This is a genomic window from Haloferula sp. A504 (genome assembly GCF_044385805.1).
GTDB lineage: Bacteria > Verrucomicrobiota > Verrucomicrobiia > Verrucomicrobiales > Akkermansiaceae > Haloferula.
Genome location: NZ_JBISBU010000099.1, coordinates 1 through 11192, shown reverse-complemented (window position 1 = coordinate 11192; position 11192 = coordinate 1). Strand labels below are relative to the sequence as shown.

The window sequence follows — 11192 nt, the reverse complement described above, 5'->3', positions numbered from 1 at the left end:
CGAGCGACACCTAGATCTGCCCACAGGGCGAAGTGCTTGCCCGGAAAGCGGATACCGAAGCCCGCGACCCGGAGGGTGGATTTCGCACCTACGCCAACGCCGCAGCCTGCCGGGAATGCCCCATGAGGACGAAATGCACCGCCGGCAACTATCGCAAGCTCCTCATCAGCGTCCACGAAGAGGCTCTCAAGCGGGCTGCCGGGCGTCTGGCCATGTCTCCCGGGATCATGCGCAAACGCCCCAGCCTCGTTGGGCATCCCTTCGGGACGATCAAGCAACGGCACGGACAAGGCGGATTACTTTGCCGTGGACGTGCTCTTGCCGGAGCGGAGATGGGACTCAGCGCCCGGGCATACAATTTCACCCGAGTGATGAATCTGGTCGGAATCCATGGCCTACTCGGTGCGATCCGGGCCCGCAGCGCACCGGGCACCTGCTGAAAGGCGGGGTGCGCCCTCATGTCATGGAGGACAAAGGCAGCAGAACCCCGCGACACGAGCTTCGCCAAGCCCTCTTCAGGCGCTCGATCAATCCCCATCCTCCCAAACAGCTTTCCCAAGGCCCATCCAATGACCTCACGCAATTTCCAACTCATTTCCCGACAGCCTCTGAAGCTCGCATCTGCCCGAACGGTGCATGCGAGCTGAAGCTCGAGGTCCGTAGGCTCTGCCCACCCCTGAAAGCAAACGAGCCGACCCCTTGCGGAGCCGGCTCGCGGAAATGGTTGATGAAGACTCGATCAGGCCAGCGCCTCGAGTTTCGCCTTGAGCTGCTCCTTGGTGACACTTGCCCCGACGATCTGGTCCTTCACTTCGCCACCCTTGAAAAACAGCAGCAGCGGGATCGAGCGCACGTTGTACTTCACCGCCAGATCGCGGCACTCGTCGACGTTCACCTTGCCGACCTTGGCGGAGTCCCCGATCTCGTCGGCGACCTGGTCGATGACCGGGCCGATCATCTTGCACGGTCCGCACCACTCCGCCCAGAAGTCCACGAGGACCGGCTTGTCGGAGTCGATCACCTCACTCTGGAAATTGCTGTCGTTGAATTGTTGAGCCATGCGCGAACGATGCCGAGCGGGTTCCGAATGTCAACTCCCCTGCCCGGCTGCCGGTGCCTTCAAGCGAAACGCCCGCTTCCGTTTCCGGAAGCGGGCGCTTGAAAAGTTGCACGGGGACCGCGATCAGAAATCGAAGTCGTCGTCGGCCGGCGCGTCGAAATCGTCATCGGACGGAGGCTCGACCATTTCCTCGAACTCGTCGGCGGGTTCTTCCGCAGGTTCCTCCGCCGGCGCGGGCTCCTCGGCAGCTTCCTCGTCGGAGGCTTCAGCTTCCGCAGGTTCGCTCGCCGCGGGGGCCTCGGCTACCGCCGCCGTCGTGTCGTCGGGGAGATACGCTTCGATGGTGCTCGTTTTCCAAGCGAGGAATCCGATGATGCCTGCGAACACAAAGGTGATGATGGGTGCGACCATGATGATGAGTTAGAAAAGGTTGCCCCACTCGATGGGCTGCTTCTCGCCGTCGGAATCGGTGCCAAGCCAGACCGCGGCGGTCATCAGCTGGATGGCGATCACCGCGGCGGCACCGAGGAAACCGAGAATCGAGAGGATGTTCGAGATGCCGTCGCCGCCGGACTCGGAATCGTCCTCGCTGACCTTCATCGTCGCCATCTGCGACGCCGCCGGAGCCTGGGTGCCGAGCGGTTGGGTCGGCGGATTGAGCTGCACGGTCGCCTTGGGCAGGGCGACGGTCGGACCCGGCGCGGGGGCGCCACCGGCAGGGGCGGTTGGTGCCCCGGGTTTGGTGAGAGGCGTCGTCGGGGCCGAACCCGGCGTGTTGAGCTTGATGGTCGGCATCGGTGCCGGCGCGCCCGGCTTGCCACCGGGGGCGGTCTTGAGCTGGATCGTCGGTGCCGGAGCCGGTGCCTTGCCCGGAGCATCGGGAGCCTTGGGCACCGAAACCGGAGCGGTGGCGGTCGGCGGCTTGGGAGCCGTCGGTGTCGGCGGCTTGGGCGGGCCGACGGTCGGCTTCGGTGCCGCAGGGGCGGGAGGTGCCCCGGTCGGCGAAGCTTTGGGTGCATCGGCGGCCTTCAGGGTCACGCGGACGGTTTCCTTTTTCAGCGGCACGCTCGAAGTCTGCTTCGACGGTGGGTTGTTTTCTTCGGAATCGCTCATTCGGCGGTTTGGTCTCGGTGAAAGAGAAAAAACACCTTCGGAAAGGACGTGTCAAACCTCCATCCTGACTCCCAATCCCGGCCATCCGCGGAATACCTCCGGCACCGCTTGACCGGCAGGCCGCTTGGCCGATGATTCGTCCATCACCACCGACCCCGCGGCCCCATGACCTCCCGCCGAACATTCCTCGCCACCTCGGGCCTCGCCTTCCTCGGGCTCCAGCAATACGGACGCGCCAAGGCCCCCGCCCGGAACTTCGATCTGCTCGGCCCGATGCAGGCCGATCCCGCCGGCCTCCTCGACCTGCCCAAGGGCTTTTCCTACCGCGTCATCTCCAAGCTGGGCGACCGGATGAGCGACGGCTTCAAGGTCCCGGGCAAGCCCGACGGCATGGCCGCGTTTCCCGGACCGGACGGCCAGGTCGTGCTGGTCTGCAATCACGAGCTGTCGCTGGCGATGACCGGCCTCGGCCCCTACGACAACAATCTCGAGCTGCCCGGGAACATCGATCCCGCCCTCAACTACGATTCGGGCGACGCCGGCAGGGAGCCCCACTTCGGCGGCACCTCAAACATCGTCTTCGATCCGGAAAAGGGCGAAGCCGTCGCCCAGTTCCTCTCGCTCGCCGGCACCGACCGCAACTGCGCCGGCGGCCCGATGCCGTGGGGCACCTGGATCACCTGCGAGGAGCCCGAGGATCTCCTCACCCCCCGCGGTCGCCGGCACGGCTGGTGCTTCGAGGTCAGAGCCACCGCCGAGCCCGGACTGCAAAAGGCCGAGCCCCTCAAGGCCCTCGGTCGTTTCCGCCACGAAGCTGTGGCGCTCGATCCTTCCACCGGCATCCTCTACCTCACCGAAGACCGCACCGACGGGCTGCTCTACCGCTTCGTTCCGGAGAAAAAACAGGACTTCACCGCGGGCAAACTCCAGGCTCTGGCCGTTGTCGACCGCCCCAAGGCCGACCTCCGCAACTACGACCCCAAGGCCAAGTGGCCGGCCGAAGGCGATGTCCTGAAGGCCGAATGGATCGACATGGAGAACCCCGAGGCTCCGCTCGACGACCTCCGCTTCCGGGGTTTCGACGCTGGCGCGGCACGCTTCGCCCGCGGCGAGGGAATCCATTTCACCGACGACGGCATCTTCATTTGCTGCACCGACGGCGGTCCCGCCCGGCGCGGCCAGCTCTTCCGGCTCCGGCCGTCCGGAGCGGTCGATAAACCCGACGAATTGGAGCTATTCCTCCAATCCACCGAAAACGACCTGCTCACCAATGGCGACAACGTCTGTCCGGGACCCTGGGGCGGCCTGGTGATCTGCGAGGATCTCGTCGATGCTTCCTTCGCCAAACACACCCACCTGCGCGGCGTGACCCCCGAAGGCCAGGTGTTCACCATCGCGCGCAACGCAAAGAACAACAGCGAGTTCGCCGGATCCTGCTTCTCGCCCGACGGCAAGTGGCTCTTCGCCAACCTGCAGGGCCTCGGCTACACCGTCGCGATCACCGGCCCGTGGGAGAAAATCTGACTCGGGTCTCCATTTTGGAACTTGGCCCTTTTGACTTGGAACTTCGGGCCCCTACGCTGCGCCCATGAGTTCGCGCGTCACCGACCTCCACGTCGCCCGTAACATTCCCCTGCCGGCCCCCGCGCTACTGCAGTCGGAAATCCCGCGCTCCGATGAGCAGGCGTCCTTGGTCGCCACCTCCCGCGACACGATCGGCTCCATCCTTTTCGGCGACGACCCGCGCTTCCTGGTGATCGTCGGCCCATGTTCGATCCACGACACCGACGCCGGCCTGGAATACGCCCGCCGCCTGGCCTCGCTCGCCGAACGGCTCGAGGACAAGCTGTTCATCGTCATGCGGGTCTATTTCGAAAAACCGCGCACCACCGTCGGCTGGAAAGGCCTGATCATGGACCCCGCGCTCGACGGCTCCGACAACATCCCCGAGGGCCTGCGCCGCGCCCGCACCTTCCTCCGCCAGGTCATCGACCTCGGCCTGCCGACCGCCACCGAGCTCCTCGATCCGATCACCCCGCAATACATCGCCGACCTCATCAGTTGGTCGGCCATCGGCGCCCGCACGGCGGAAAGCCAGACCCACCGGCAGATGGCCTCGGGCCTGTCGATGCCGGTCGGCTTCAAGAACACGGTTTCCGGCGACCTCACCGCCGCCATCAATGCGGTCAAGGCCGCCAGCCGTGAGCAGACCTTCCTCGGCGTTTCCGAGCAGGGGGTCGCCTCGGCCGTGACCACCACCGGAAACCCCAACTGCCACGTGATCCTGCGCGGCGGTCAGGCCGGACCCAACCACGACCGGGACAGCGTGCGCGCCACCCGCGAGGCGCTGGAAGCCGCCAAGCTCCGGCCCGCCATCCTCATCGACGCCTCCCACGCCAACTGCGGCAAGGACGACCAGCTCATGGCCGGCGTCTTCCGCGAGATCCTCGAGCAGCGGGTCGAGGGCGACCGCTCGATCATCGGGGCCATGCTCGAAAGCAACCTCGTCGCCGGCAACCAACCCTTCCCGCAGCCGCTCGACCAGCTCGTCCGCGGCCAGTCGATCACCGACAAGTGCATCGATTGGGAGACGACCGAACAACTCCTCCACGAGGCAGCGGAGTCGCTCTGAGGTGGCGCAAAGCGATGCTTTGCGAGCCAGATCGACGAAGCGATGCTTCGCCGCCGTAACCGGCAATGCGATGCCGTGGCAACGCAGGATACGATCCATCGGATCGTCCAGCGCTCGCAATCCATCGGATCGCGCCACCCCCCCTACAACAACTCCTCGATCGCCCTCGCTCCCCGCCCCGCTCCTCAGTGCCCACCGTGGCAGCAACGATGCACCTCGCCCAGCGGCAGGGATCCCTCGCAGAACGCCTGGTAGACGGCTTCGGGGGTTCCTCCCGTCTTCGCCACGACCACCCGGATCCCCCGCTCCTCGAGCTGGGCTGCGGCATGATCGCCGATCCCGCCGCAGATCAGCACCGTGCAATCCTCCAAAAGCGCGGCGATCTGACGGTGGTGAGCCTCGTGGGAACGCGTGCCTCCGTCGTCCGGCCGGGTATTGACCCGGTACAACGCGCTGGGATGCCGGCTGCGGCCATGGAAAAGCGCGAAGGCATGGCTGCTGCGGAAGTGCGCCGAAAGCCGGCCATCCTGCGTGGCGACGGCGACCTTTCCAATCGATGGCTGTTGGTTGTTCATGAGGATTCGGAATTGATGATGGCGGTTTCCATGAAGCGGGCCTCGGCCCGGACGCATACTTCGGCCCCCTGCGACAGCGTGGCTTCCATCCGGTGAAGACCGTGCCCCTCGCCCACCCGGCAGGCCTCGATTTCGACCGGAAAACCCAGCCGCACTCCTCGCCGGAAGCGGAGATCCAGGCTCGCCGTCACCGCCCGGTGCCCAAGGGAGAACAAGGCATGCACCATCGCCGCATCCAGCAAGCTCGCCGCAATGCCCCCATGCAGGGTCCCGTCATAACTCTTCCAGCGCTCGTCCGGCTGCCATTCGGCCCACACCTCGCCCGGCGCGTGACAGCGGAACCGGACGTGCAACCCCGCCTCCGACAAAGGGCCGCAGACAAAACACTCCTTGTGCAAACACGCCAGCTTCCGCCGCTGCGCTTGCGCCTCCCCCACCTTCATATTTTGAGCATACGCCCAAAACCCCGCGGTGGCAACGATGTTTTCCAGGTCGGATCAGGATGTTTCCTGGGAGTCGATCCTCAGTGCCTCGCCGCGCACCAGCGCCCTGGCGGTGATCGTCCGGGCCTGCCGCAGGATGCGTCCGAAGGTCTGCCGCGACACCCCCATCCGGCGCGCCGCCTCCACCTGGCTCAGACCTTCAAGATCCGCGAGTCGGATCGCCTCGAAATGGTCGACCGGCATCCCGACCTCGCGAAGCTCCCGCAAGGGAACCCCGGCAGGCTTGAAATAGTGGGACACCGGCGTTCCGGACACCACGCGCGGACATTTCGGGCGGGCCATGGGCCGACCCTAGGGCGATCGACGGCCCCGCGCGAGCCGAATGCCGCTTCCTCCCCGGCCCGGGCCACGGTCGGGATTCCCTTTGTTCGGAAAGGGAAACACCCCCCTCGACGGCCCTACAAAAACTCCTCTTGCGCCCCCACGCCCCGCTCCTAGCCTAGGGCGTTATGTCTACCGCCACCGCTTCCCTGCCGGACTACCTCCACGAGGAGATCCTGCTCCATCCTGAAAACCGCCAGTTCCCTTCCTTCGATCTCGTCAAGCTCCTTGGCACGGTCTTCGAGCCAACCAAAGGTTGCCGCGTCTGCATCCTGATCGATTTCGACGAACCTGCCGATTTGATCAGGAATTTCGCGTTCCTTGAGAAAGACGGCTTTCCCGTCCAGAAGAAGGCCTACGAGTCCTTTTACCAGACCCTCCACGGCGGTGCGATGAAGACCCTCGGAATGCACGGCGGCGAAATGTTTGCGTACAAGTGCACCCACGGTTCGAATCTCGACCTCGACGACGAAGTCTGGGACACCGACGGCGAGCAGCTTTCGCTCGATGGCGACATCTATCCGAACTACGACATCATTCTCTGCATCTCGACTTTCTCGGCCACCGCGCCCCTCACCGCCAAGTGCAAGGAATTCGGCTTCCGCGGTGCGACGCTCCACGGCCTCAATGACATCATTCTCAATTCCGGTCTCGCCGTGAACTACGACGAGGTCTCGGCCGACGCCGAGCGCATCCGCCTCGCGATGACCAACGCAGACGACGTCGAAATCGACTTCGGACTCGAAGACGGTCGCGTGCTCACCGCCTGGCTCGGCCTCGAAAAGCAGGACGCGCAGAAGTCGCACGGCCTTTGCAAGGGAGAGAAGCCCGATGTCGCCAACCTGCCGGCCGGCGAAGTCTACTTCGTGCCGACCGACGCCAGGGGGCATTTCCCGATGAAATACGAGGACGGCACGCTCGGCGTGCTCACCGTCGAAAACCGCAACATCATCAAGTCGGAGCTCATCGAAGGTGACCAGGCGACCATCGACGCCCACAACGCGCGCCTCGCCGACGACCCGATGACCGGTACACTCGGCGAGCTTGGCTTCGGCACCCAGGTGCTGCCGGTTTCCGGTGCCGACATCCAGGACGAGAAGGTGCTCGGCACCTGCCACCTGGCCACCGGTCGCGACGACCACCTCGGCGGCGACATCGTGCCGGACATGTTCAAGAAGCACGAGAACTCGACCCACGACGACATCCTCTTCGCCCCGCACAAGACGCCGAACTTCAACGTCAAGGAGGTCCGCATGAACCGCGGCGGCGAGCAGCATGTGATCATCGAGAACTTCCGTCCATCACGCTACATCATGGACGCCCTCGCCGCCGACCGCGGCTGAACGCCGCTTCCACCTCGTCTCAAGGCCCGCCCGGACTGGCTCCGGCGCGGGCCTTTTCCCGCTTTCGGATCCGGAGAAAGACCGAAAAAGGTCTTGAATCCGCACGCTCTCGTCGTAGTCTCCCGCCCCGCTCCTGAGGGAGTGGAAACACAAAATCGCGGGGTGGAGCAGCCAGGTAGCTCGTCAGGCTCATAACCTGAAGGTCACAGGTTCAAATCCTGTCCCCGCCACCACTCTTAAAGCCCTGTAGCTCAGTGAGTTACAGGGCTTTTTCGTTGCTGGTTTCCAGGGGCTCGCATACAGTCGAAATGCACGGAAATGCAGGGTTTGGCTGCCGCTATTGCATGGAGCGTTGCACGGAAATTCCGTCGTGGGCGGGTGGATTCAGTCTCAACTGTTCGTTTGCGCACTATCCCTGCGGGCCGAAGTCGCCGCCCTCGGTAGGTCGGGAGCTACAGTGTCGGATTGTCGGGGCCGCTGTTACAATGGCTGACGCTACATTCCGACAGGGGCAGGCTTGGCCCGTTGGCGCAGGCGCATGGAGAGAAACCTTCGATTCTTCGCCACGGATGGAGGTAGGCACCACCCGTGGGGACGGGGGGGACCCAAGGGCCGGGCTCGTTTCGCGTAGGGGCGGGCGTAGCCGCTCCGGGTGTTTCGGCTGTAGGATTGTAGCGTTCCCCCTCGCCCTACATGAGCGGCTTCCGCTCGGGCGGCTGCCCCGCCTTCTTGCGGACCCGCTTCCGCGCCTCCTTCGCCACCTCTTCGAGCGAGGTCCCGAGCGTGTCGGCCCAGTCGATCCAGAACGGCAAGGCGGGGATGCGGTCTCCCGCCTCCGCCCGGTGGAGCGCGGCCCGGTCGAGGTAGCTCGCCGCTGAGAGGGCGTTCATGGACACCCCGGCGGACTTTCGCCGCTCTCCGAGAACCTCCGCCATGGCGGCGACCATCTCTCCCGCTTCCTTGCTGGCCATTCGGCAGTCTCGCAGGCGCACGCGCTGCGGTGAATGTGCGGAACCGCTGTAGCGATGTCGCAACGTCGGCTTGTCCTTGAGGGGTTGAGCCGCTATTCCGCTTGTGGTTCTGCTTCTTGTCAGCTCGACTGATTGGGATAGCTGGAAAAGGCGAATCGAGAACCGGGCTTTTGCCCGGGACAGCCCCTCTCCCCATGAAAACAGCAGCATCCCACGTTGCCGCTTTTGCGGCACCCACTATCGCGGCCCTGCTTGGGTCGGTTCACGGAGCCTCCCTGATCGTCAACGGGAGCTTCGAGCAGGCTCCCGGAGTCGTTCACGGTCAAATCCTCGAAAGCGGGTCAACGCTGGTGACGGGGTGGGCGGTGGTTGACAACGTCCCAAGCACGAGTGCCAACGCGAATACCGTGTACATGTCGGAGGGGTATTTCACCAATCCGGCGGGCGATGGGGCTGCCTTCCTCTACATCGACAACAACAACCATCCGGGGCCGACCGGGAACGGAGTCTATCAGGACTTCACCACGGCCACAGGGCAGACCTACCTCGTGGAGTTTCAAGCGGCGACTGAGCACGCCTACGGAGACCCTGCCCTTCTTCGGGTCACAGCGGGGGACACGACCGCAGACTTCATCCTTCCCAACTTGGGAGGCTATCCCGACAACCCGGTTTTCGCCGGGTGGGATACCTACTCGTTCACGTTCACGGCGACGAGCACCACGACCCGCCTTCAGTTCTTCGACCAGGGGCTTCAGGTCGGCGGCGACCCGACCAACGGCAACGCTTCGCCGTTCATTGACGATGTGAGCGTCACGGTTGTTCCCGAGTCGTCATCCGCCCTCATGGTCGCGGGGGTGCTTGGGTTGGTTGTGATGCGGAGACGGCGGGATCTCAGGTGATGAAATTCTACTGCCCTCATTGCGGACAGAGCATCGAGGCGGGCGACTCCCTCGCAGGTGTGGCGGCTTCTTGTCCGAATTGTTCGAAGAGCTTGGTTGTTCCGGGTGCACCCACCGCAGAGCTTGGGAGAAGTGACGCGGGACAAGGGAGGGCTAGTAGCGAGCGGGCATCGATACCCTTGGGAGATGGTCTGAGCGACTGGGATGCGGCTCTCATCGTTAGCTCTGCCATCTCAAGTTTTGACTCAGCTCGAAAAAAGCGGCGGAAGGAGGCCCTCGTTCTGGCGGCAATTTGTTTGGGAACTCTGGGTTCTATTCTGTTTCTCGCGGGAGTTCCGTTGTCCAACTTGGTAGGGGCCGGTGGTGTTCTTTTGGTGATCCTAGGGCTGGCTCTCGTGTGGGAATTTCGAAAAACCCAATGGAACGACGGTGCAAATCAGGAAGAGGTTGCACAAAGAATTGTCCTCTCATCTTTAGACCTTTCTTCGAGGCCGCTTGGGCAGTTGATCGCTCTAGAGAATGAAGCCAGATTGATTCTAGATCGGCTCCAAGAGGGCCAACTGGACTGCAAAAGGCAGGATCGCAAGCTCGTTTGCGAAGAACTGCTTAAACAGATTGAATGGCGCAAAAGGGACCTGCAACGGAAGTGAGCCGAGCACGCGGGGAGGCGTAAGGAATCCTATCAAAACCAATCACTCTCAGAAGATGAGTATTAGTGAAAGAGAAGCGCTTATGATCGTGCGTTCCGCAATCGACAGCTTGAATAATGCCAGACAAAAACGCCTGCGTGAGATCCTCGTGGTCTCCGCTATTGTAGGAGGGGGTTTCTTGTTTGCCTCGGGGCCGGTAGTGAAGGCTTGGGGAGTTGGATCTTGGATTGGGGTTAATGTGTTTCTTGTCTGTGCTGTTGCATGGGGCGTTTCTATGATGCCTTGGAAAGAAGCGGAGTCGCCTTTCAGTCGCGCGAGCGAGGACCTCAATTCGGAGAAGGATGTTGTTCTTCACATCGTCTCGCGTGCGCTAGTGCCTTATTTTGGATCAAAGGAATGTCTGAGTGTACTCAGGCATTCAACGATGCTCATTTCTCGGGGGGCGGCGAATGAATGGCCACCCCTCAACAAGCGCGCCCGCAAGCTTGTGTGCGAAGAGATGCTGAGGAGGCTAGATCTGCTCCTTGAAAAGCCCGATGCCTCCTGATTCCCCGGGGGTGGGGCGTGTCCGGGTTTGGCTGAGGGAGGCTTTGCCGCCCGAAGACAACCCGGACAGCGCCAAGGGCGGGGGTGGGCCGGGACCGCCTCGCCACAGCGGCAGGAGTCGCCGCCTTCCGTCCGCATCCTGAAGCGGCTCCGAGCGATGCCTGCCCGGCACCCTACGCCCGGCCACCCCCTCGTTGCGGGAGTCGTCGCCGGGGCTTTTGTCGGTTCTGGCAGTTTTGGCACGGGTCCGTTCACGGATTCCGCTGCCAAGCGGAAGCCCTATCGGCTCCGAGCCGCCGGAGGGCGCGGGCGTCAAGCGATCCCGCAGGAGCGGGCAAGCTGCACAAGTGGAGGGAGGCACGACCGGAGCGCGGAAGCGTAGGACGCGACGAGGACAGCGCTTGCACGCCACGGAGCGCCCGGAGGCGGCAGCGCGAGCCAGTGATGCCCGCCACCTCACCCGCTCGCCCGAAGCGCTCTCCCCTCGGTGTGCCTTTGGACGGGGGGCCGGAGGCATGGTGCGGGAGTGAGGCACGATCGGACGCACGATGTCGGAGGCCCGGGGCGCGGAGCGTCTTG

14 protein-coding genes and 1 tRNA gene are annotated in these 11192 nt (G+C 63.9%); 8 read left to right on the top strand and 7 right to left on the bottom strand.

Features of this window, described 5'->3' with window-relative positions; genetic code table 11:
- Positions 1 to 14 precede the first annotated feature (14 nt).
- A complete protein-coding gene (locus tag ACG2LG_RS23135; protein ID WP_396263135.1) occupies positions 15 to 440 on the top strand; it encodes a transposase in 426 nt (141 codons plus the stop codon).
- A 299-nt stretch (positions 441 to 739) separates the two neighbouring features.
- Here the strand turns inward: ACG2LG_RS23135 and trxA are convergent, their stop codons facing one another.
- The 3 genes from trxA to ACG2LG_RS23120 form a co-directional block, all read right to left on the bottom strand.
- A complete protein-coding gene (trxA, locus tag ACG2LG_RS23130) occupies positions 740 to 1060 on the bottom strand; it encodes a thioredoxin (protein WP_396263133.1) in 321 nt (106 codons plus the stop codon).
- 123 nt (positions 1061 to 1183) lie between these two features.
- A complete protein-coding gene (locus ACG2LG_RS23125; RefSeq protein ID WP_396263131.1) occupies positions 1184 to 1471 on the bottom strand; it encodes a hypothetical protein in 288 nt (95 codons plus the stop codon).
- A gap of 9 nt (positions 1472 to 1480) precedes the next feature.
- Positions 1481 to 2173 (bottom strand): hypothetical protein, encoded by a 693-nt coding sequence (locus ACG2LG_RS23120; protein ID WP_396263129.1) that lies wholly within the window; start codon positions 2171 to 2173, stop codon positions 1481 to 1483.
- Between the two features lie 165 nt (positions 2174 to 2338).
- On the opposite strand from ACG2LG_RS23120, the gene ACG2LG_RS23115 reads away from it, so the two are divergent.
- The gene (locus ACG2LG_RS23115; protein WP_396263128.1) at positions 2339 to 3697 is read left to right on the top strand and encodes an alkaline phosphatase PhoX; all 1359 of its coding nucleotides are present in this window, start codon (positions 2339 to 2341) and stop codon (positions 3695 to 3697) included.
- A 64-nt stretch (positions 3698 to 3761) separates the two neighbouring features.
- Positions 3762 to 4805, top strand: coding sequence for a 3-deoxy-7-phosphoheptulonate synthase (locus ACG2LG_RS23110; RefSeq protein ID WP_396263126.1), 1044 nt, complete (start codon positions 3762 to 3764; stop codon positions 4803 to 4805).
- 185 nt (positions 4806 to 4990) lie between these two features.
- Here the strand turns inward: ACG2LG_RS23110 and ACG2LG_RS23105 are convergent, their stop codons facing one another.
- The 3 genes from ACG2LG_RS23105 to ACG2LG_RS23095 form a co-directional block, all read right to left on the bottom strand.
- Positions 4991 to 5380: a NifB/NifX family molybdenum-iron cluster-binding protein gene (locus ACG2LG_RS23105; protein WP_396263124.1), complete on the bottom strand. Its 390-nt coding sequence runs from the start codon at positions 5378 to 5380 to the stop codon at positions 4991 to 4993.
- Positions 5377 to 5733: a PaaI family thioesterase gene (locus tag ACG2LG_RS23100; protein ID WP_396263122.1), complete on the bottom strand. Its 357-nt coding sequence runs from the start codon at positions 5731 to 5733 to the stop codon at positions 5377 to 5379. The genes ACG2LG_RS23105 and ACG2LG_RS23100 overlap by 4 nt, the downstream gene beginning before the upstream one ends.
- Positions 5734 to 5877: 144 nt before the next feature.
- Positions 5878 to 6165, bottom strand: a complete 288-nt coding sequence (locus ACG2LG_RS23095; protein ID WP_396263121.1) for a DUF134 domain-containing protein — start codon at positions 6163 to 6165, stop codon at positions 5878 to 5880.
- Positions 6166 to 6332: 167 nt separating this feature from the next.
- Here ACG2LG_RS23095 and ACG2LG_RS23090 point away from each other — a divergent pair, with 167 nt between their 5' ends.
- A complete protein-coding gene (locus ACG2LG_RS23090; RefSeq protein ID WP_396263120.1) occupies positions 6333 to 7547 on the top strand; it encodes a hypothetical protein in 1215 nt (404 codons plus the stop codon).
- Between the two features lie 156 nt (positions 7548 to 7703).
- Positions 7704 to 7780, top strand: a tRNA-Met gene (locus ACG2LG_RS23085).
- Positions 7781 to 8236: 456 nt separating this feature from the next.
- On the opposite strand, the gene ACG2LG_RS23080 is transcribed toward ACG2LG_RS23085, so the two are convergent.
- Positions 8237 to 8518, bottom strand: coding sequence for a helix-turn-helix domain-containing protein (locus tag ACG2LG_RS23080; protein ID WP_396263118.1), 282 nt, complete (start codon positions 8516 to 8518; stop codon positions 8237 to 8239).
- A gap of 194 nt (positions 8519 to 8712) precedes the next feature.
- Here ACG2LG_RS23080 and ACG2LG_RS23075 point away from each other — a divergent pair, with 194 nt between their 5' ends.
- From ACG2LG_RS23075 to ACG2LG_RS23065, 3 genes are read left to right on the top strand one after another with little or no spacing between them, the layout of a single operon-like run.
- Entirely contained in the window at positions 8713 to 9417 is a 705-nt protein-coding gene (locus ACG2LG_RS23075; RefSeq protein WP_396263116.1) for a DUF642 domain-containing protein, read from the top strand.
- Positions 9417 to 10067 (top strand): hypothetical protein, encoded by a 651-nt coding sequence (locus tag ACG2LG_RS23070; RefSeq protein WP_396263115.1) that lies wholly within the window; start codon positions 9417 to 9419, stop codon positions 10065 to 10067. Before ACG2LG_RS23075 ends, ACG2LG_RS23070 begins: the two co-directional genes overlap by 1 nt.
- Positions 10068 to 10122: 55 nt before the next feature.
- Positions 10123 to 10614, top strand: a complete 492-nt coding sequence (locus ACG2LG_RS23065) for a hypothetical protein (protein WP_396263114.1) — start codon at positions 10123 to 10125, stop codon at positions 10612 to 10614.
- Positions 10615 to 11192: the final 578 nt, after the last annotated feature.